This is a genomic window from Asticcacaulis sp. MM231 (assembly GCF_964186625.1).
Classification (GTDB): domain Bacteria; phylum Pseudomonadota; class Alphaproteobacteria; order Caulobacterales; family Caulobacteraceae; genus Asticcacaulis.
The window spans coordinates 2,969,697-2,988,983 of sequence record NZ_OZ075108.1; the positions used below are offsets into that span (position 1 = coordinate 2,969,697).

Below are 19,287 nucleotides of genomic sequence, written 5' to 3' on the forward strand. Positions count from 1 at the left end.
CAATAGGAAACCCTGATTTCGGAACGCACAGATCACACAAAATGTCATCATGACTTTGTAGCTCAGTCGCCGCATGGCTTTCGCCGCAAAGGCGGCGGCGTACTTTGTACTTGCCAAGGCTAAAAGCCTTGGAGGAATCCTGTGGATTACTCCGGCGTTTGATCCTTATTTTTGGCATTTTCATAGACCTTGCGCGCCAGCAGCATAAGGCCAAGCCATACCACCGCGACGCCGGCCATCAGCAGGGCCATCTGCCAGTTGCCGCCCTTGACCAGCGAGGTGTAGGACGAGCCGAACATAGCGACCAGCGCCGTCTTGGGCAGGATGCCGAGCGCGCAACCGCTGATAAAACTCAGGAAGGGCGCGCGCGACGCCCCGAACGCCATATTGACCACGATGAACGGCGCCGAGGGTATATTGCGCACAATGAACGAGGCGGAAAAGGCGTTCTTACCGATATAGTCGCTGAGGCGGCCCACATGATTGCCGCCGAGCCGCTTCATGACGCCGGCGCCGGCAAAGCGGCCCATGTAAAAGGTCATGACCGCCGAGATCACGGTCGCCACCCAGCTATAGACGAAGCCCCAGCCCGGTCCGAACACCACCACGCAGGCGGCGATCAGCACGAATTGCGGCGCGCCGAACAAAGCCGAGGCGCAAAACACCAGGGTGACGATGACCACGGCCAGCGGCGAATGGCGGTACTGCGCCATCCAGGCCTCCAGCGACAGGAGCATTTCCTGGCCCCAGGCCGACTTGCCAATAAGAAAGACCGCCACCACCGAGGCCAGCAACAGCAGGCTCATCATCAGGGCGCGCGAGTTCTTCCCGTCCATGTGCAGGAAGAAACCTGTTACTCTTCGCCATAAATGTTGAAATCGGTTTTGCATTGCAGGCTGTATGTCTTCAAAGCTAGGGTCTGCACAAGTGAAATTCGTGCGAAAAATCGGCTTTTAGAAACGTTTGCAACCAAACGTGCCGCGATCTGCACAGGTAAGAGAGAAATTCAGCGATGATGGATGATGACAGTTGGACAAATGAGCGCGTGCGGGTAAAGAAGGGCCTGCATTTTTCCTTCGGTTCTTCCCCTGAGAACCGTCTTCCCCCTGTGAGCACTCCCATGGCCGATTTCTCCGAATCCGATACGCTGAAGCGCGTAAAACCCTCGCCGACCATAGCCGTCACCGCCAAGGCGCGTGAAATGGCCCGTCAGGGCAAGAAAGTCATTTCGCTGGGCGCCGGCGAGCCCGATTTCGACACGCCTGAAAATATCTGCGACGCCGCCATTAAGGCGATCAAGCGCGGCGAGACCCGCTATACCGACGTCGACGGCATCCCTGAACTGAAGGCCGCCATCGTGGCCAAGTTCAAGCGCGAGAACGGCCTCGACTACAAGACCACCCAGGTTTCGGTGTCGCCGGGCGGCAAGCCGGTCATTTATAACGCCTTCATGGCCTCGCTGAACGCCGGTGACGAAGTCATCGTGCCCGCACCTTACTGGGTGTCCTACCCCGATATGGTGCTCCTGGCCGGCGGCACGCCCGTCTTCGCCGTGGCCGGCATGGAAACCGGCTTCAAGCTGACGCCGGAAACTCTGGAAGCCGCCATCACGCCCAAGACCAAGTGGCTGATCCTCAACTCGCCATCGAACCCAACCGGCGCGGTCTATACCGCTGCCGACCTGAAGGCGCTCGGCGAGGTTCTGAAGCGTCACCCGCAGGTGTGGATCCTGACCGACGACATGTACGAACACCTGTTGTTCGACGGCATGGAATACGCCACCATCGCCCAGGTGGTGCCGGAGCTTTACGACCGCACCCTGACCATGAACGGCGTCTCCAAGGCCTATTCGATGACCGGCTGGCGCATCGGCTATTGCGCCGGCCCGGAGCCCCTGATCAAGGCGATGTCCAAGATCATCTCGCAATCGACCTCCAACGCCTGCTCGATCGCTCAGTGGGCGGCCGTCGAAGCGCTGAACGGCACGCAGGACTTCATCGCCCCGCGCGCCGATATCTTCCAAAAGCGCCGCGACCTCGTCGTCGCCATGCTGAACAACGCCCGTGGCATCACCTGCCCGACACCGGAAGGCGCCTTCTACGTCTATCCGTCGATCGCCGGCTGCATCGGCAAGACCGCGCCTTCGGGCAAGATCATCACCAATGACGAGGAATTTGCCGGCGAACTGCTGCAAACCGAGGAAGTCGCCGTCGTCCATGGCGCGGCTTTCGGCCTGTCACCCTTCTTCCGCATCTCCTACGCCACGTCGGAATCGGTCCTGACTGAAGCCTGCTCGCGCATTCAACGTTTCTGCGCCAGCTTGAAGTAAGCTGACGCGGGGCAACGCTTCTGCGCCAGCCTGAAGTAAAGCCGGCTTCTGACCTGAGACCTTGACGGGCGCGAAGGATGACCTCCTTCGCGCCCGTTCTCATTTATACTCATGTTTTCCGCGCATTATGCCGCAACTTGCGCTTGCCCTCCTGTGAAAAAAGGCGTTAGTCACCCTACTATGAGCGACTGGCACATGACATGGCTGATTCCGCCGGGGCTCCTGTTGGGTGCACTGGTTACCTCTGCGCTTGCATCGGCGGCGTTCAGCCTGCTGGTACTTAAAGGCGGCCCGATCGATATTCCGCGCGAACGCGGCGCCCACCTCTCCCCCACCCCTACCAGCGGCGGCCTCGCCATCATGGCCGCCTCGGCGCTGGTGATCGGCCTCGTCATCTGGCTTTACGGCCCGGTCATTCCCGGAAACTGGCGCGATGGCTTGATCCTGTTTGGCTTCGCGTCCCTGATGGGCATTTGCGGCGCGGTGGACGATGTCATCGACCTGCCGGCCAAGTGGCGGCTCGGCTTTCAGGTCGTTCTATGCCTCATCTTCGCCTGGTATTACCGCGTCACCGAGATCGACTTTGGCCCCGGCCTTGAGTTCGATGTGTGGTGGCCGTTCGGTTTGCTCGGCAGCGCCGCCTGGCTGATCCTGACCATCAACACCATCAACTTCATGGACGGCGCCAATGGCCTGGCGGTCGGCACCCAGACCATCGCCCTGCTGATCATGGCCGGGCTCATTGTGCTGATGGCGCCGCTTAACCTCTACGGCGCCTATGTCGGCGGCGTGCTCCTGGTCTGCGTCTGCGTGGCGGGCGCCCATATCGGTTTCGCCCCCTTCAACCTGCCGCCCGGACAGCCGCAACAGGCCAGAGCCTTCCAGGGTGACGCCGGCTCGATGTTCTCCGGTGCCCTGATCGGCGGCTCTATTCTGGTGGTCAAGGCCTATGGCATCGGTTCGGTGTGGTTCGGTGGCTATTTGCTGGCGCCACTGCTGGTCGATGTGGTCCTGACCCTGATCGTGCGCACACGCAAGAAGCAGAACATCCTGAAGCCTCACAAGGAACACCTTTACCAGATCTGGCTGCAGCGCCGCGACGGCTCGCACCTGAAGCTGGCGATCATCGTGTGGTCGCTGTGCCTGTTTTCCAGCCTCGTCGGTCTCGGCGCCCGCATGATCGACCGGCTCTATCAGACCGATCTGCGCTTTCTGGTGCTGGTCGTGCTGATCAGCGCCTACAGCTATGGCTGGGTGCGCTTGCGCGGCAGCCTGCTCAAGCGTCCTTTGTTAAGTGCAAAGCCATAACCAGATCGTCGAGATAGGGGCCATGCTCCTGCCAGACGCGACCTTTCAAACGCCCCTCGAACGTGAAGCCCAGTGACTGATAGAGATCAATGGCGCGCTGATTGTCCTCGCGGCAAAACAACTCGATGATGCGGAACTTTGGCGTGGCGCGCGCCGCCGCGATCAGGCCCTCGAACAAGGCCCGGCCGACCCCGCGACCCTGCGCGGCCGGATCAACGGCGATCGTGGTGTTGGCGAGGCAATGGCCCAACTGGCGCGTTTCCGATGGCCACGCATGGATATCACCCAGAATACGACCTTCATCCTCCGCCGCCACCAGCGAGATGCCGATGCGCAAGGCGTTCTCAAGACCATGGCCGATATAGTCGTGCGTCACCTCGTCCTCACGGCGCAATATGCCTTTGCCCTGACGGGCCGCGGCGCGATACACCTCATAGATGCCGGGTTCATCGGCGAGGGTGGCGGGGCGGATCCTATAGCTCATCTTCGCCATCCGGACGCTTGCGGTTGGATTTGACGGTGGCGCGGATCGCCTTGCCGACCAGTCGCCGCTTGACCGCACCGCGTGTCGGCTTGGTGGCAATGCGCGGCGGTGGCGGTGGCAGGGCCGCTTTTTGCACCAGTTCGACAAAGCGCGCCTCGGCCGCCTTGCGGTTCATTTCCTGAGTACGGTGGGTCTGGATAAACAACACCAGCACGCCTTCATTATTGACGCGCCGCCCGCCAAGCGCGATCAGGCGCTGCTTGACGTCGTAAGGAATGGTCAGGTTTTCGAAGATCGAAAAGCGCAGTTCGACGGCAGTCGAGACCTTGTTGACATTCTGCCCGCCAGCCCCCGACGCCCGCACGAAGGTCTCGTGCAGTTCATCATCGGGAACAGTAATGCGGGGCGTTATGAAAACCATGACGGCACATAGCAAAAAGCCGCCGGTCTGGAAACAGACACGGCGGCTTTAAATATCACCGCGAAACTTAACGCAGGGTGGCGTTGATCATCCACAGGTGCTTTTCGTGCGCCGTCAGGCGCGTGGTGCACAGATCGGCGGTTGAGACATCGCCGGCGGCTTCGGCGGCCTTCACGGTGGCTTTCAGCGTGGCGACGACCGTGGCGTGATCGGCGGCCAGGTCTTTCAGCATGTCTTCGGCGCTGGCGTTCGGGTCGCCGTCCTTGATCGAGGTCAGGTTGCCCATGGCGGCAGCACCCATCGGGGCGGTGGCGTTCAGCGCACGGATGCGCTCGGCGATCTCATCGATCGAGGTCCAGATCTCGTTATACTGCTCTTCAAACAGAAGATGCAGGCCACGGAAGGTCGGGCCCGTGACATTCCAGTGATACCCGTGGGTTTTCTGATAGATGGTGAAGGAGTCAGCCAGAACCTTGGACAGTTCCTGGGCCACCTTCTTGCTGTTGTCGACGCCGGATTCGCTCATAATAATCTCCTCAGATAAGTTTCGAATGCGATGGTTCACATATGAGAATAGCGGCATAAAGATACAATGAGGGAAAGCCGTCTAGTCGAATATTTCCCTTATTTGCCGCGTCAGCCGATGTTTATTTTCCGGCACCAAAGTCAACGTCAGCAATTCGTGATAAGCATTTTTTGAAAATCGCCTTGCATCGTGCCGCATTCGGATTATCTTATATCTAACTTATGCTGAAAGTGAGCATAAGTGGCACAGGAGAATAGTCCATGGCGGATTCGGTTCAGCCACTTGAGTTCACCCCACGCGTAGAGGCGGAAACCGCGGAGATTTTCGCCCGTCTCCAAGGCAAGGTGTCGCTGCTGGAATGGCAGCTACAGGCGCCGCTGATCCATGCGATCAACACGCTCAAGAAAGAGATGAACGCCGTCATTCTGGCGCATAATTACATGACGCCGGAAATCTTCCATGGCGTCGGCGATTATGTCGGCGACAGCCTGGGCCTCGCCCGCGAAGCTGCCAAGTCCGACGCGCAGATCATCGTCCAGGGCGGCGTGCACTTCATGGCCGAAACCTCCAAGATTCTGGCGCCGGAAAAGACCGTGCTGATCCCCGACCTGCGTGCCGGCTGTTCGCTGGCCTCGTCGCTGACCGGCGAGCAGGTGCGCCTGATCAAGCAGCGCTATCCGGGTCTGCCGGTCGTCACCTATGTCAACACCACGGCCGACGTGAAGGCCGAAACCGATATCTGCTGCACCTCGGCCAACGCCGTGCAGGTGGTCGAGCACATCGCCGCTGAATGGGGTGTCGATAGCGTCATCCTCATCCCCGATCAGTTCCTGGCCAAAAACGTGGCGCGCCAGACCGATATCAAGATCATCGCCTGGGCCGGTGCCTGCGAAGTGCACGAGCGCTTCAATGCCGAGGATATCGCCGAGGTCCGCGCCGCCCATCCGGGCGTGGTCGTGCTGGCCCATCCGGAATGTCCGCCGGAGGTGATCGCCGCCTCGGATTTCACCGGCTCGACCACGGCCATGAGCGACTATGTAACGCACAACAAGCCGAAACAGGTGGTGCTGATCACCGAGTGCTCGATGTCTGATAATGTCACGAGCGATGCGCCGGGCGTCGAGTTCCTGCGGCCGTGCAATCTGTGTCCGCACATGAAGCGCATCACGCTGCAAGGCATCTATGACAGCTTGCGCTTCCATCAGTACGAGGTCGAGGTTGACCCGGCGCTGATCCCGCGCGCCGCGCTTGCCGTACAGCGCATGATCGATATGCCGCCGCTGAAAACCCCGGCCCGCTACGACATGGTCAAGGCCCGCCATCACGTCGATGTCGAGATTATCAGCTAAACCCTTCGCCCCGTTTACGGGGAGAAGGTGGCCAAAGGCCGGATGAGGGGCAACTCACGGCTTATACGTCCTACTTTACCCGCCCCTCACCCCAACCCTCTCCCCGCCCGCGGGGAGAGGGGGTTAGGAAGGAGGCCATCATGGCCATAGACACCTATATCCATAACGGCCCGCTGGTGATCGGCGCGGGACTGGCCGGCTTAAGCGTCGCGCTCAATACTGCCCCCCACAAGACGCTGGTGCTGGCGCCCGTGGCGCTCGGCGTCGCCTGTTCGTCGGCCTGGGCGCAGGGCGGGATCGCGGCAGCGCTCTCCCCCGAAGATTTGCCCAAAGACCACGCCGAGGACACCATCCACGCCGGCGCCGGCATCGTCGATGAACTGGCGGCAAAAACCCTCACCGACATGGGCCCGGAAACGGTGCGCAAGCTCAACGCCATGGGCGCGCCCTTCGACCACAAGCCCGATGGTTCCTTCGTGCTCAACCGCGAGGCCGCGCACGGCCTGGCGCGCGTCGCGCGCGTCGGGGGCGATCTCGCCGGCAAGGCCATTCTGGAAGCCGTCGTCCACCAGACGCTGAATTCGCCGCATATCGACGTCTGGGAACGCGCCACGGCGCTCGGCCTGATCAAATCCGCCGACGAAACGGTCATTGGCGCTCTGGTCGATCACGCCGGCAAGCTGATCGAGGTCTATGCGCCGGTGGTCATCATGGCCAGCGGCGGTTCGGGCGGCCTGTTTGCCGTCACCACCAATCCGGCCAATCTGCGTGGCGAGGGCATGGCCATGGCGGCGCTGGCGGGCGCGGTGATCGCCGATCCGGAATTCGTCCAGTTCCACCCGACCGCGCTGAAATTCGGCCTCGACCCCGCCCCGCTGGCCACCGAGGCTTTGCGCGGCGAAGGCGCCACCCTGATCGATCAGAACGGTCATCGCTTTGTCTTCGATGACCACCCCGAAGGCGAACTGGCACCACGCGATATCGTCGCCCGCGCCGTCCATAAGGCTGACCTGAACGGCGGCGCCTTCCTCGATGCCCGCGCCGCCATCGGGGACCACTTCCCGGCCGAATTCCCCACCGTCTTCGCATCTTGCATGGCGCAAGGCGTCGATCCGCGCACAACCCCGATGCCGGTCGCGCCCGCCGCGCACTATCATATGGGCGGCATCGGCAGCGATATCTTCGGCCACACCTCGCTGAAAGGCCTCTATGCCGTCGGTGAATGCGCCTCAACGGGTGTGCATGGCGCCAACCGTCTGGCCTCCAACAGCCTGCTCGAAGCGGCCGCCTTCGGTGAGCGCATCGGCCTTGACGCCATTCAAGGCCTGAGGGCGGACGGTTTCGCACCCGATATCGCAAAGGCCGTGCGCCCAGCCATGCCACCGCACCTCAGCGAGCCTGATCTGAAGACCTTACGCGACGCCATGACGCGCTATGCCGGGGTGGTGCGCGATGAGGCCGGTTTGCGCACCCTGCTCAGCCTAATCGATAGCCTCGATCAGCGCTATCCCGGTGCGCTGGCCTTGGTCAATGCGCGTCTGATCGCAACTTGCGCCTTGCATCGGCGCGAGAGTCGCGGTTCTCATTATCGCAGCGATTACCCGCTGACCGAGGCCACGGGCGCACGCACCTATATAACATGGGCGCAAGCCCTCACCACAGCCGGGGAAATGACCGCATGTACATCACAGGACTGCCTGACCTCCTGATCGAGCCTATCGTCCGCGACGCCCTGCTGGAAGATCTCGGCCGCGCCGGCGATGTCACCGCCTCGGCCGTGATCCAGCCCAAGGCACGCTTCAAGGCCGAGTTCCGCGCGCGCAAGACCGGCATTTCCGCCGGTATCGATTGCGCCCGTCTGGCCATGACCATCATGGATCCGCAAATCCGTTTCGAGACCTTGTTGCCCGATGGCAGCGAGATCAAGCCGGGCGATGTGATTGCCCGCGTTGAAGGCAAGGCGCGCGCCATACTGGCCGCGGAGCGCGTGGCGCTGAACCTGCTGTGCCATCTCTCCGGTGTTGCCACCCTGACCTCGGATTACGTTAAGGTGGTCGAAGGGCTGAAAACCAAGATCGCCTGCACGCGCAAGACCCTGCCGCTGCTGCGCGGCCTGCAAAAGCACGCTGTGAAATGCGGCGGCGGCCATAACCACCGTTACGGCCTCGATGACGCCATCCTGATCAAGGACAACCATATCGCCATCTGCGGTGGCGTGGGCGAAGCCATGGAACGCGCCAAGGCCGGCGTCGGTCACACCATGAAGATCGAGATCGAGGTCGATTCGATCGCGCAGCTCAAGCAGGCCCTGCCCTATAGTCCGGACGTGCTGCTGCTCGATAACTTCACGCTCGATATGTACGCCGAGGCCGTAAAGCTGGCGGCTAATTCTGCCGAAACCTATGGCAAAACGATCCTTGAGGCTTCAGGTGGTGTCAATTTGGAGACCGTGCGCGCCATCGCCGAGACCGGCGTCGATGTGATTTCGGTCGGCGCGCTGACACATTCGGCGCCGAACTTCGACATCGGGCTGGACGCGGTCTAACGACCGTTGGGGCAGGACGCAATTTGACATTTCAGGCCCATCATTGTACTGTAATGCGTACAACATAGGCTCGCCATGCACCACGTCACCTATTCCGCTTTTCGAGCCGACCTTGCCAAGATGCTGGACAAGGTGAACGATGATCATGCGCCCCTGCTGATCACACGGCAAAATGGCGCGCCGGCTGTGGTCATGTCGCTTGAGGATTTCTCGGCATGGCAGGAAACGGCTTATCTGCGCTCCAGCCCTAAAAATGCGGAACATCTCGATCATTCTATCCATGAACTCAACGCCGGTCGGGGTATTCAGCGCGATCTGATTGAAGAATGAAAAAGACGTTTTCCACCCAGGCGTGGGAGGATTATCTTTATTGGCAAGCGACGGATAAGGCCGTCCTTAAGCGGATCAACGCGCTTGTTAAGGATATCGATGGGCATCCTTTTGAAGGCATAGGCCAGCCAGAGCCCCTGAAGCACAATTGGGCCGGCTATTGGTCACGCCGGATCGATCAGAAACACCGCCTGGTCTACGCAATATCCGACGACGCGATACTTATCGCCCAATGCCGTTTCCACTATTAGATATCGCCCTTTATAAAGGGGCGTTTCGAGACCCACTGGCTGAGCGGTTTATCGACAAGTGCGTCGAACAGGAAGGCCGTCACGATGGCCACGACAACACCTGAGCCCCACAGCCCCCACTGAGCGGGTATGCCCAGCGAAAAACGGTCTATTAGGTTTGGGCTGATGCCAAACCAGATGGCGCCGACCAGAGAATGGGTCAGGAACAGCGCGAACGAAGCGCGACCCATCCGGTGCGTGACATAGGTTTCGTGGAAGGTGACGCCGCCAGACACCGCTAGCACCGTACCGAGCAAAAGCACTATGACGCTATCGCTGTAAGGGTTGCGCGGCAACTGGCACAACAGGCTAATGCCGGCAAAGGCGCCGGCGAGGCTAAACCAGAAAGCGGTTTTGGACAGGCGTAGGTCTGCCGTCATGCGCTCGATCAGGTTACCCAGCATAAACAGGGGAATGGCGCGCAGCAAGCCCCAGGCAAACGGCAGATCGACCAGTGGATGATGCGCCAGGGTCAGGGCCAGAAGGTGCGCGACCAGCAGAACACCGGCCGACATTGCCAGCATCACCGGCAGCGAGCGCTTATAGACCAGCGGCACATAAAAACTGAACAGGGCGTAGCACACCAGCAGGGCCGACAGGGTCCAGGTCGGGGTGTTCCACGCTTCGGCGTGCATAATGCCCCAGCCATGCACCATGAAAGCCTGCGCGATAAAATCCACCAGGCCGTATTTTTCCACATGGTTGGGCGCGAAACCGGCTGCGGAAGCTGCCAGCACAAAGACACCGAAGGTCAGGAGCACAAGGATATGCGATGGCCATAACCGCGCAAACCGACGCAGCAAGAAGTGCGAGCGGCGCATATGCGAGGTCACCAGACGCGAACCATAGGCACGCGACAGGATGTAGCCCGAGAGCAGCAGAAAGGAATCTGTGGCCAGCCAGCCCTGACTGAACACGGGGAATAGTGTGCTCAGCGCAACTGGCGCGGTGCTGCCATAGTGAAACAGCAGGATGAAGCTGGCCGCCATGAAACGCAGCACATCAAGGCTGGCCCCGCCCGCTCTTGGCTGGGCCGTGGCGGCGTGATGGATCGATTCAAAAGCAAAAGAGAAGGGTTTCACGTCCCCAACCTTAGTCGAGGGACGTTAAAATTTGGATATGGGAAAGCAAGAAACGCCACCACTCAGCCAAGTGGCTGAGCGGTCCCCCTCCCCAAACGCTTCGCGTTCAGGGAGGTATAAGACATTATTTCGCGGGCGTGGCCGGCTTCGGCGCTTCGCGCTTGGCGCCCGCCACCTGCCCCGGCTTCATGAACTTCACCAGCACGCGCTGGCCGATCAGGAAGGGGGTGTTGTCGGCCGAGACCACCACTTCGACGACGCGTTCATCACTGGCCTCGTTGCCGCCATCAGATTTCAGCTTGCGCGCCCCAAAGGTAGCGGCGACGCGGATGACCTTACCGACATAGAGCTTGGTCGGATCGGCCTCGGGGATGATCTCGGCGTCCTGACCGATCTTAACATCGGGAATAGAACTTTCGACGATTTCCGAACGGATGATGTGCGGCACGGCCGGTTCAAGATCGAACATGTTCGAGACGTTGAGGGTGGAGGCGCCGGCGCCCGGATTGGCGTAACGACGGATGATCTTGCCATCCATCGGTGCACGGATGATCGTCAGATCCTGCTGGTATTCGGCCTGAGCCAGTTGCGAACGGGCCACGGCGACCGCAGCCTGCTGGGCCTCCAGCGTCGCCTTGCCGCTGTCGATGGCGTCACGCGCCTGATCGAGTTTTTGCTGCGCCACGAAATTGGTAGGGGCCAGCTTGACCAGGCGGTCATATTCGCGTTGGGCGGTCCGGATATTGACGTTGGTCAGGGCCAGTTGGCTTTGCGCCTGGGCCACCGAAGCGCGGGAATTGTTAACGGCCAGAAGTGTGTCTTCATCCTCCTGACGGGCCAGAATCTGTCCCTTGGTGACGATGTCGCCTTCTTGCACGAAGACCTGCTCCACGATACCACCGCGGCGCGCCGCCACTTCGATGACACCGCCTTCGACATCGACCTTGCCGGCAGCGATGGCGGCATAGGGGCTTGGCGGAGCGACCACAGCGGGTTTGTCACCGGGTTTGCCACCGGGCGCGCCCGGCTTCTGGCAGGCAGCGAGCGACAGCCCCGTCAGGGCCAGCAGGCCAAAGGTAAGAGCCGTCGATGTAGCGAATTTACGAGACATGTGTTTTCTCTGTTTCCGTAATTTTTTAAGCAAGAATTGGCGGTTCCGAGATCATGGTGTCGCTCAGAATTTTACCGTCTTCCATGTGAATAACGCGATCGGCATAGGCTTCAAGGCGCGGATCGTGGGTCACGACGACCACCGCCGCCCCGCGTTCCTTGGCCGCCTGGTGCAGGAGCTTGATGACCACCTGACCGCTGACCGAATTCGAGCGCCGAGGTCGGTTCGTCGGCGAAGATCAGCGACGGCATCTTGGACAGGGCGCGGGCGATGGCGACGCGCTGCTTTTCTCCGCCCGACATTTCGGACGGCTTCTGTTTCAGGCGATGGTCCAGCCCGACCGCCCCCAGCACCTCGACGGCCCGGCGATGGGCCTCAGTCTTCTTAACCTTCTGATACTTCAGTACCTGTTCGACCTGCTGGGTGGCGTTCAGCGAAGGGAACAGGTTGAAGCCCTGGAAAATAAAGCCGCAGTGGTCGAGGCGAAACTTGTCGATCTTGCTCCGCTTCTTCTTCCACAGGTTTTCCCCCAGCGCCAGAACCTCGCCTTCATCAGGCTTCATCAGCCCAGACAAAGCCGCAATCAGGGTTGATTTGCCGGAACCCGACGGCCCCATCACCATGGTGACTTGGCCATGATAGGCGGTGAAATCGACGTTCTTCAGGACCTGCTGTTTCAGTTTGCCGATCTTGTAGCCCTTCGATAGGCCTTTTGCGTTCAATGCGATTTTACCGGTCATCGTAGCAGGTCCGCAGGTTGGCTCTTTTTCAGGATGCCGAGCGAAAACAGGCCCGACAGGATGGCGATGACCATCAGCATGATGGCGACCGGGATATCGAGGAAGAGCGGGAAGTCCATCGGCACGCCGCCTACCTTGGCCAGCATGGCGACGCCGCTCACAAGAATGACGGTCAGGATGAGGCCCGCAACGCCGACCCAGAAGCTCAGCTCAATGATGATCAGCCGCAGCGCACCCATCGATACACCCAGGGCACGCAAGGAAGCGAACTCCTTGATATTGGCCAGAATAGCGCCCTGCAAGGTCTGCCAGGTGATGACGATGCCGATAAATACCCCGACCAGCGCCATGAAGCCGACCATGATGGCGATACCGCCTTCCTTCATCATGCTCAACTGTGAACTTTTGGATAATTCCTCACGCGTCCAGGCTTTGAACTGGCCGGCGCCAATGACGTTCAACTCTGCGGCCACTTCCTTGGCTTTTGTCGTATCGTTCAGCTTGACCAGCAGCGGGCCGACGCGCGGACCATCATCGGCGACATAGATCAGCTTCGCCGTCTGGTAAGAGGTGAAGACCTGCGTATTGAACATATTGGGATAGCCATCGACTACGCCGGCCACAGTTACGGTACGTCCGTTCATCTTGGCCTTGTCGCCCACCTGGACGCCCAGCTTGCCGAGGCTGCTGCGATCGAGAATGACGGCGAAGGGTTCCTTCAGGGCTTCAATGGTCGCATCAGAAAAATCGTTGGGCAAGGTAACCGCGCCCTTGACGGGATCGACGACGACAACGCGCACGCCATCGCCCTTGGCTGGTTGGCCATCCTTGGGAAAGTTCGACCACATCGCCCAATTCATGATCATCGGCTGAACCTCAGCCACGCCAGGATGCTGATACACCATCGGAATCATGCGGCGCGGCTGGCCGGAATCGCCAAAAAGACCATCCGCCTGCGGTGGCAGGATCAGTATCTGCGCTGGCGACTTATCCACCGTAGCGGTGAAGGACAAGGCCATACCCATGAACATGCCGGTCATCGCCAGTACCAACAGGCCGGCCACAGCAAGGGCGATGACGGCTGCCATATACCGTCGCCATTCATAAATCAGAGTTGATAGAGCTAGGGACATATTACCACTTTTGAGTGCGCAATGCACGTTGTGGGCAACATCTATAAGTTTTCGACAAAGGTCTAATTAAATCGGCGTAACCTAGATTACGGTTGCGATATGTTGTGTTAGTGCCACCGTTTTGGTGTTCGTTTCCGGACAGGCGAGATCGCCACTTTCCTTAAATTTAAGGGCTTAGGCGGTTAAAGTGTCAGCCTTGGGTCGAGAGCAGCCGGCTAGCTGCCGCAGGTACATTTGCGTACCTGCAAGCGACGACGGCGCACGCATCGGCCAAGGATGGCGCTTTAAATGTCTTTTTTGGCGGCGATAAAGTAGGCAATGCCGGTCCACAGGGTGACGATGGCGGCGACGCAGATCAGGATATAGGCGATGCTCTGCACCGGGCTGTACCAGACGGGCGGCAGATTGAAGGCGGCCCAGCTACCGGCCAGCAGCAGCGCACCCAGAGCGATAAGCTGAATCGTGGTCTTGGCCTTGGCCAGAAAGCTGACCGGCACCTTGAAACCCTTGCCGGCGGCGGCTTCGCGCAAGGCGCTGACGGCAAATTCGCGGAACAGAATCAGGGCGCATGGCAGGCCGATCACCGGATCAGCGATATTGAAGGCGAACAGGCCAAGGATGGTGCCGCAGACGAGGATCTTGTCGGCGATCGGATCAAGGATGGCGCCCCAGGCGCTTTCGGCATTGAGCTTGCGCGCCAGCATACCGTCGAAGAAGTCGGTGACAGAGGCTATCACGAAGGCGTAGAAGGCCCAGCGCTGCATGGCGAACATATCGTCCGGCGCCAGATAGGTGCTGAAGAAGGGTATGCCGCCGGCCGATCCCGCCAGCAACAGGAACATCAGCACACCGAAAACCAGACGCAGCATGGTGAGGATGTTGGGGATCGGATTGACTTTTTCGCCGGTCATGAACGCATCGTTTCTTCAGTTAATCGTGTTGCGCGGCATACTAGACAAGAAAGACGAGGCGCCAAAGTGTTTTATCTAACCGGCGTGGAAGAAATCATGGATCTTCTGCGCCAGGGTGGCGCTGATGCCCTCGATCTTCATCAGTTCGTCGACCGTGGCGCGGCCGACCTCGCGGCCTGAACCGAAGGCCGCCAGCAGGGCGCGCTTCTTGCGCGGGCCAATGCCCTCGATCTCATCGAGCGGGTTCTTGGTGACGGCGGCGTCGCGCTTCTGGCGGTTGGCGCCGATCGCGTAACGGTGGGCCTCGTCGCGCAGGCGCTGGAGGTAATAGAGCACGGGCGATTTCGGCTCCATCATGAAAGGCAAACGCCCCGGCATGAAGAAGCGCTCCATGCCGGCGTCGCGGTCAGGCCCCTTGGCGACCCCGACAATCGGAATATCCTCCAGACCCAGATCCTTCATGACCGCCAGCACGGCATCGAGTTGCCCCTGCCCGCCATCGACCAGCACCAGATGAGGACGGCCGAAGTTCTTTTCACCTTCGGGTAAGTCCTTCTCCTTGATCAGCCGCGTGAAGCGGCGACGGAACACCTCGGACATCATGGCGTAGTCATCGCCGGGCATGGTATCGAGATCGCGGATGGTGAACTTGCGGTACTGGCCTTTCAGAAAACCCTCAGGCCCCGCCACCACCATGCCGCCGACCGCATGGGTGCCACCCAGGTGCGAGTTGTCATACACCTCGATGCGCACCGGCGGCGCTTCCAGCCCGAAGGCCTCACATACACCCTGCAAGAGCTTCGACTGCGCGCTGCTTTCGGCCAGACGACGGCCCAGCGCAGCGCGGGCATTGTTGAGCGCGTGCTGCACCACCTCGCACTTGTCGCCGCGCTGCGGCCGCAGCACCTGCACCTTACGATTAGCCTTGAGCGACAGGGCCTCCATCATCAGATCGGCCTCGTGCAAATCGTGCGACACGAGGATAAGGCGCGGCACCTGACGGTCCTGATAGAACTGCCCCAAAAAGGCATCGAGGATGCTGCCGGCGTCGTCTTCCTGATCGACGCGCGGGAAATAGGCGCGATCGCCCCAGTTCTGGCCGGCGCGATAGAAGACCACCTGCACACAGGCCGATCCACCCTCGTTAAAGACGGCGAAGACGTCGGCCTCTTCCTCACGCAGATCGACCGAGGTCGACATCGAGACATGGCTGAGCGCACGGACGCGATCGCGCAGACGCGCGGCGGTTTCAAACTCCATGTCATCGGAAGCCTGCATCATCTCCTTCGACAGGCGCTCGATCACGCTGCGGCTCTTGCCTTTGAGGAAGTCGTGGGCCTGCCGGGCGAGGTCGTTATAATCCGCCAGAGCGATCACGCCGGTGCAGGGCGCCGAACAGCGCTTGATCTGGTGCAGCATACACGGCCGCGTCCGGCTGGCATAGACGCTGTCGGTGCAGGTGCGCAGCAGGAAGGCTTTTTGCAGGGTATCGAGCGTGTGGTTCACCGCCACGGTCGAGGCGAAGGGGCCGTAATAGTCGCCGGGGATCGTGTGGGCGCCGCGGTGCTTGGTGATCTGCGGCGCTTCATGATCCTTGCGTACCAGGATTTCGGCGAACATCTTGTCATCGCGCAGCAGCACATTGTAGCGCGGCTTGAGCGCCTTGATGAGGCGGGCTTCGAGCAGAAGCGCCTCGCCCTCGGTATCGGTGCGCAGCAGGACCATTTCGCGGGTGAGCGCCACCATGCGGGCGATGCGCTGGGTATGGAAACGGCCTTGCGCATATTGCAGCACGCGCTTCTTCAGGCTTTTCGCCTTGCCGACATAAAGCACTTCGCCATCGGCACCCAGCATGCGGTAAACGCCCGGCTTATCGGGCGCCAGCGCGGCCTCGCGCCGGATCAGTTCCGAGCCGATCAGGGGGGCGTCCAGGATAATCTCCTGCGCCGCACCGGCATCCGTGTTCATGGGGGAATCGCTGTTCACGCTGTACTCTATAATCAATGCCGCCTCGTCACAAATGGGATCGCCACGGGTGCGGTCAAGTCTTGTTGAAATTACATCGGCCTTAGCCGATAAGGACCGTTCGTCCCCCAAGGAGACCTCCATGTTTCGCGCCTGCCTGTCCGCCTTCTTCCTGTGCTGCCTTTTGCCCACCACCGCCCTGGCGCAAAACGAAACGGTCGAATTCCCAATCTGGTCACGGACCTATGCCGGCACCCTCGGCAAGAAAACGGTGGAGGTGCAGTTAGAGCGCATAGCCGACACCATAAGTGGCAGCTACTGTTATGCCCCCTGCAAAGACGAGACACGCTACACCCTGCACCTTCAGGGCACGGTGACGGGACAGGTGGCGCAACTCAGTGAAACCATCGGCGTGGCCGCAAAAAGCGGCGCCTGGACGCTTATTCTCACCGACGGCAGCGCCAAAGGCGCCTGGAAATCGCCCGACGCCAAGCGCGTTCTGCCGATGGTGTTGAGCGAAACCGGCACGCCCCCTCCCTATGATATCCGACTGGTGGCCGACACCCTGCCCGACGCGGACAACTCCTGCCCCACCCCGCCCATGGTCCACCAAATCCGGCTCTACCGAAAGGGCAAGCTGGTTCAGGCCTTGCCGACCGAATCGCAAGGCACCTGCTCGATCTTCACGCCGCAATTCGTCGATATGAATTTCGACGGCCACCTTGATCTGATGATCGCCCAGACCCTGCCGGCCGGCCCGAACATCCCTTACGATATGTGGCTGTTCGATCCGGCGACACAGACCTTTGTCACCGCCCCGGCCTCGCTGCTCGATGTCACCTCGCCGGAGTTTGATGCCGAGCATCACAAGGTATGGAACTTCTGGCGCGGCAGTTGCTGCGATCATGGCATCGATGTCTTCACCTGGAAGAATGGCAATCTGGAACCGGACGGCAGCGGTGAGAGCTATGTCATGCCGGTGCGCGTCGGCACCACCGACTATTATTGCTATGTCACACCAGCCTATGTCGATGGTCGCGTCGGATATCCTGACGCCGCCATCAAGGATGCCAGCGGCAAGGTGCTCGTGCGCGGTGATCTGAAAGGCTGCGATGTCGGCCCTTACATGCTGGAGCGCACCCGCGTGGATGTCTGGCAAAAGAAGGCTGACGGCACGCTGGTTCTGACCGATACGCAAGGCGTAACCTGGCAGAAGACGCAGGTGAACGGCGCCACCCGTTACTGCCCGGTCGTGCCCTTCGTCAACAATGGCCAGATCGTCCCTGCAGCCCTCAACAGCGATCCCGACCTGTGCTCGGAAGACGATCCGAACCCCGCCTAAAGCTATGTTACATCACGCATCCGTGATTGTGATTTGGTGCAGGCGTCACAATGCCTTATACGGGGGCTTTCCACGAACCGTTTCCGAGTTTCAATGACGCCCGCAGCCCTACCGTCGCCTGCGCCAAAAAAAGCTGAAATCCGCGCCCTGACCGGGCTTCGTGGGATAGCCGCCCTGTACGTGGTGTTCTTCCACGCCAATGGGCTGGTGGCGTTTCCGTCGCTGGTAAAGCCCTTTATCGGCCATGGTTATATGTCGGTAGACCTGTTCTTTATCCTGAGCGGCTTCGTCATGGCGATCACCTATGCCGACTGGTTCCGCGACGGCTTTTCCTTCGCCAGCTTCAAAAAATTCCTGCTGGCGCGCGTGGCGCGGATCTATCCGCTCTACATCCTGATGACCGTCATCACCGCGATTGCCATCACCACCGTCCTCAGCAGCACCTATCGCTTCGATGACAATGTGCTGCGCGCCCTGCCTTTCAACATCACCATGACCCACGTCTGGGGGCTGGCCTATGCCATCGTGCCGCCGTCCTGGTCGATCAGCACCGAATGGGCGGCTTACCTGCTCTTCCCCGTCAGCATCTGGCTGGCCATGTGGATGCCGCGCCGCTATGCCCTGCTGGGAGTGGTCGCCGCCTTCGGCGTGCTGGCCGCGGTCGCCTTCGGGCCGCAATGGATGACGCACCACGCGCAGGTCAGCGGTCGTCTCGATGTCGTCCATTCCTATGCGCCCGGCACCACCCTGCGCTGCCTGGCGTCATTTTATATCGGCCTCGTCGCCTTCCGCTTCAAGGACCTGATTACGTCGCGCGCCAGCGGCGTGCTGGCGATACTGGCGCTGGTGCTCCTGTGGTACAAGCCGACCGACCTGTGGCTGATTGCGGTTTTCGCCGGCCTGATCATGAGCCTGAGCCACGATGAGGGCTTCGTCGCCCGCCTGCTGCAAAGCCGCGTCGCCTACTGGCTGGGTCTGGTGTCGTTCGCGCTCTATCTGGTTCACGACCTGATCCAGAAGATCATCCTGAAATCCCTGCCCGCCTGGGGGCTGGCCGGTGATCTGTCGCGCCTCAACTGGGCGCTGGTCTCCATCGCCCTGTCGATCGGCGTGGCGGCGCTGGCGCACTATTTCTATGAAAAACCGTCCCGCGTCTGGGCGCGCAACCTGATCAAGCAGATGGAAAGCCGTCCGCCGGTTTTCAGCCGCGCCAACTACGCCAAGGTCGTCAACTATGTGCGTTCGGTCGCCATCCGCCCAACCACGCCGGCGGAGTAAATTTATACCTCTAAAGCCATAGCGGGTAGACCGGCCTGATGAGGCGAAACACAATTCGGCGAAGCCAAAGTCGTTAGCTTTTGAGCACCTGACGCGACGTGTACTTTTGGTACACGAGCTAAGGCGCGCAGAAAGATGACGGC

At 60.5% G+C, this 19,287-nt stretch carries 18 protein-coding genes and 1 pseudogene; 9 read left to right on the forward strand and 10 right to left on the reverse strand.

Annotation, left to right across the window (positions count from 1 at the left end; genetic code table 11):
* Positions 1 to 146 precede the first annotated feature (146 nt).
* Complete coding sequence (locus tag ABQ278_RS14560) at positions 147 to 836, reverse strand: VTT domain-containing protein (protein ID WP_349320220.1); 690 nt, start codon at positions 834 to 836, stop codon at positions 147 to 149.
* Positions 837 to 1,120: 284 nt separating this feature from the next.
* Here ABQ278_RS14560 and ABQ278_RS14565 point away from each other — a divergent pair, with 284 nt between their 5' ends.
* Together ABQ278_RS14565 and ABQ278_RS14570 are read left to right on the forward strand one after the other, a co-directional pair.
* Positions 1,121 to 2,329, forward strand: coding sequence for a pyridoxal phosphate-dependent aminotransferase (locus ABQ278_RS14565; protein ID WP_018081202.1), 1,209 nt, complete (start codon positions 1,121 to 1,123; stop codon positions 2,327 to 2,329).
* A 180-nt stretch (positions 2,330 to 2,509) separates the two neighbouring features.
* Positions 2,510 to 3,637: a glycosyl transferase family 4 family protein gene (locus ABQ278_RS14570; RefSeq protein ID WP_349320221.1), complete on the forward strand. Its 1,128-nt coding sequence runs from the start codon at positions 2,510 to 2,512 to the stop codon at positions 3,635 to 3,637.
* Here the strand turns inward: ABQ278_RS14570 and ABQ278_RS14575 are convergent.
* The 3 genes from ABQ278_RS14575 to ABQ278_RS14585 all read right to left on the reverse strand — a co-directional run bounded on the left by ABQ278_RS14575 (position 3,606) and on the right by ABQ278_RS14585 (position 5,068).
* The gene (locus ABQ278_RS14575; protein WP_349320222.1) at positions 3,606 to 4,121 is read right to left on the reverse strand and encodes an N-acetyltransferase; all 516 of its coding nucleotides are present in this window, start codon (positions 4,119 to 4,121) and stop codon (positions 3,606 to 3,608) included. The genes ABQ278_RS14570 and ABQ278_RS14575 overlap by 32 nt on opposite strands.
* Positions 4,111 to 4,542 carry an alternative ribosome rescue aminoacyl-tRNA hydrolase ArfB gene (gene arfB, locus ABQ278_RS14580; RefSeq protein WP_349320223.1) on the reverse strand — a complete coding sequence of 144 codons (432 nt, stop codon included), beginning with the start codon at positions 4,540 to 4,542 and terminating at the stop codon, positions 4,111 to 4,113. The genes ABQ278_RS14575 and arfB overlap by 11 nt, the downstream gene beginning before the upstream one ends.
* Positions 4,543 to 4,609: 67 nt before the next feature.
* Positions 4,610 to 5,068 (reverse strand): DNA starvation/stationary phase protection protein, encoded by a 459-nt coding sequence (locus tag ABQ278_RS14585; protein ID WP_349320224.1) that lies wholly within the window; start codon positions 5,066 to 5,068, stop codon positions 4,610 to 4,612.
* 260 nt (positions 5,069 to 5,328) lie between these two features.
* Between ABQ278_RS14585 and nadA the strand changes: the two genes are divergently transcribed.
* From nadA to ABQ278_RS14610, 5 genes are all read left to right on the forward strand, one after another.
* Positions 5,329 to 6,417: a quinolinate synthase NadA gene (gene nadA, locus ABQ278_RS14590; RefSeq protein WP_349320225.1), complete on the forward strand. Its 1,089-nt coding sequence runs from the start codon at positions 5,329 to 5,331 to the stop codon at positions 6,415 to 6,417.
* Positions 6,418 to 6,557: 140 nt separating this feature from the next.
* Positions 6,558 to 8,126: an L-aspartate oxidase gene (locus ABQ278_RS14595; protein ID WP_349320226.1), complete on the forward strand. Its 1,569-nt coding sequence runs from the start codon at positions 6,558 to 6,560 to the stop codon at positions 8,124 to 8,126.
* Complete coding sequence (nadC, locus tag ABQ278_RS14600) at positions 8,096 to 8,962, forward strand: carboxylating nicotinate-nucleotide diphosphorylase (protein ID WP_349320227.1); 867 nt, start codon at positions 8,096 to 8,098, stop codon at positions 8,960 to 8,962. Before ABQ278_RS14595 ends, nadC begins: the two co-directional genes overlap by 31 nt.
* A 75-nt stretch (positions 8,963 to 9,037) precedes the next feature.
* Positions 9,038 to 9,292, forward strand: coding sequence for a type II toxin-antitoxin system prevent-host-death family antitoxin (locus ABQ278_RS14605; protein ID WP_349320228.1), 255 nt, complete (start codon positions 9,038 to 9,040; stop codon positions 9,290 to 9,292).
* Positions 9,289 to 9,543 (forward strand): Txe/YoeB family addiction module toxin, encoded by a 255-nt coding sequence (locus ABQ278_RS14610; RefSeq protein ID WP_349320229.1) that lies wholly within the window; start codon positions 9,289 to 9,291, stop codon positions 9,541 to 9,543. Before ABQ278_RS14605 ends, ABQ278_RS14610 begins: the two co-directional genes overlap by 4 nt.
* Here ABQ278_RS14610 and ABQ278_RS14615 read toward each other — a convergent pair.
* From ABQ278_RS14615 to uvrC, 6 genes and pseudogenes are all read right to left on the reverse strand, one after another.
* Positions 9,540 to 10,664 carry an acyltransferase gene (locus ABQ278_RS14615; protein ID WP_349320230.1) on the reverse strand — a complete coding sequence of 375 codons (1,125 nt, stop codon included), beginning with the start codon at positions 10,662 to 10,664 and terminating at the stop codon, positions 9,540 to 9,542. The two genes, ABQ278_RS14610 and ABQ278_RS14615, sit on opposite strands and share 4 nt — an antisense overlap.
* Positions 10,665 to 10,788: 124 nt before the next feature.
* On the reverse strand, positions 10,789 to 11,775 hold the full coding sequence (locus tag ABQ278_RS14620) for a biotin/lipoyl-binding protein (protein ID WP_349320231.1): 987 nt from the start codon (positions 11,773 to 11,775) through the stop codon (positions 10,789 to 10,791).
* Between the two features lie 25 nt (positions 11,776 to 11,800).
* Positions 11,801 to 12,515: pseudogene (locus tag ABQ278_RS14625) on the reverse strand (ABC transporter ATP-binding protein).
* Entirely contained in the window at positions 12,512 to 13,648 is a 1,137-nt protein-coding gene (locus tag ABQ278_RS14630) for an ABC transporter permease (RefSeq protein ID WP_349320232.1), read from the reverse strand. Before ABQ278_RS14630 ends, ABQ278_RS14625 begins: the two are co-directional and overlap by 4 nt.
* A gap of 284 nt (positions 13,649 to 13,932) precedes the next feature.
* A complete protein-coding gene (pgsA, locus tag ABQ278_RS14635; RefSeq protein ID WP_018081218.1) occupies positions 13,933 to 14,559 on the reverse strand; it encodes a CDP-diacylglycerol--glycerol-3-phosphate 3-phosphatidyltransferase in 627 nt (208 codons plus the stop codon).
* Between the two features lie 75 nt (positions 14,560 to 14,634).
* Positions 14,635 to 16,527, reverse strand: a complete 1,893-nt coding sequence (uvrC, locus tag ABQ278_RS14640) for an excinuclease ABC subunit UvrC (protein ID WP_349322175.1) — start codon at positions 16,525 to 16,527, stop codon at positions 14,635 to 14,637.
* A 139-nt stretch (positions 16,528 to 16,666) separates the two neighbouring features.
* On the opposite strand from uvrC, the gene ABQ278_RS14645 reads away from it, so the two are divergent.
* Complete coding sequence (locus ABQ278_RS14645; RefSeq protein WP_349320233.1) at positions 16,667 to 17,866, forward strand: XAC2610-related protein; 1,200 nt, start codon at positions 16,667 to 16,669, stop codon at positions 17,864 to 17,866.
* Positions 17,867 to 17,959: 93 nt separating this feature from the next.
* Positions 17,960 to 19,144 carry an acyltransferase gene (locus tag ABQ278_RS14650; protein ID WP_349320234.1) on the forward strand — a complete coding sequence of 395 codons (1,185 nt, stop codon included), beginning with the start codon at positions 17,960 to 17,962 and terminating at the stop codon, positions 19,142 to 19,144.
* Positions 19,145 to 19,287 lie beyond the last annotated feature (143 nt).

Excerpts from the sequence above, each read along its gene's own strand:
- ABQ278_RS14560 (WP_349320220.1), bottom strand. The coding sequence starts at position 836 with ATGGACGGGAAGAACTCGCGCGCCCTGATGATGAGCCTGCTGTTGCTG.
- ABQ278_RS14565 (WP_018081202.1), top strand. The coding sequence starts at position 1,121 with ATGGCCGATTTCTCCGAATCCGATACGCTGAAGCGCGTAAAACCCTCG.
- ABQ278_RS14570 (WP_349320221.1), top strand. The coding sequence starts at position 2,510 with ATGAGCGACTGGCACATGACATGGCTGATTCCGCCGGGGCTCCTGTTG.
- ABQ278_RS14575 (WP_349320222.1), bottom strand. The coding sequence starts at position 4,121 with ATGAGCTATAGGATCCGCCCCGCCACCCTCGCCGATGAACCCGGCATC.
- arfB (WP_349320223.1), bottom strand. The coding sequence starts at position 4,542 with ATGGTTTTCATAACGCCCCGCATTACTGTTCCCGATGATGAACTGCAC.
- ABQ278_RS14585 (WP_349320224.1), bottom strand. The coding sequence starts at position 5,068 with ATGAGCGAATCCGGCGTCGACAACAGCAAGAAGGTGGCCCAGGAACTG.
- nadA (WP_349320225.1), top strand. The coding sequence starts at position 5,329 with ATGGCGGATTCGGTTCAGCCACTTGAGTTCACCCCACGCGTAGAGGCG.
- ABQ278_RS14595 (WP_349320226.1), top strand. The coding sequence starts at position 6,558 with ATGGCCATAGACACCTATATCCATAACGGCCCGCTGGTGATCGGCGCG.
- nadC (WP_349320227.1), top strand. The coding sequence starts at position 8,096 with ATGTACATCACAGGACTGCCTGACCTCCTGATCGAGCCTATCGTCCGC.
- ABQ278_RS14605 (WP_349320228.1), top strand. The coding sequence starts at position 9,038 with ATGCACCACGTCACCTATTCCGCTTTTCGAGCCGACCTTGCCAAGATG.
- ABQ278_RS14610 (WP_349320229.1), top strand. The coding sequence starts at position 9,289 with ATGAAAAAGACGTTTTCCACCCAGGCGTGGGAGGATTATCTTTATTGG.
- ABQ278_RS14620 (WP_349320231.1), bottom strand. The coding sequence starts at position 11,775 with ATGTCTCGTAAATTCGCTACATCGACGGCTCTTACCTTTGGCCTGCTG.
- ABQ278_RS14630 (WP_349320232.1), bottom strand. The coding sequence starts at position 13,648 with ATGTCCCTAGCTCTATCAACTCTGATTTATGAATGGCGACGGTATATG.
- pgsA (WP_018081218.1), bottom strand. The coding sequence starts at position 14,559 with ATGACCGGCGAAAAAGTCAATCCGATCCCCAACATCCTCACCATGCTG.
- uvrC (WP_349322175.1), bottom strand. The coding sequence starts at position 16,527 with ATGAACACGGATGCCGGTGCGGCGCAGGAGATTATCCTGGACGCCCCC.
- ABQ278_RS14645 (WP_349320233.1), top strand. The coding sequence starts at position 16,667 with ATGTTTCGCGCCTGCCTGTCCGCCTTCTTCCTGTGCTGCCTTTTGCCC.
- ABQ278_RS14650 (WP_349320234.1), top strand. The coding sequence starts at position 17,960 with ATGACGCCCGCAGCCCTACCGTCGCCTGCGCCAAAAAAAGCTGAAATC.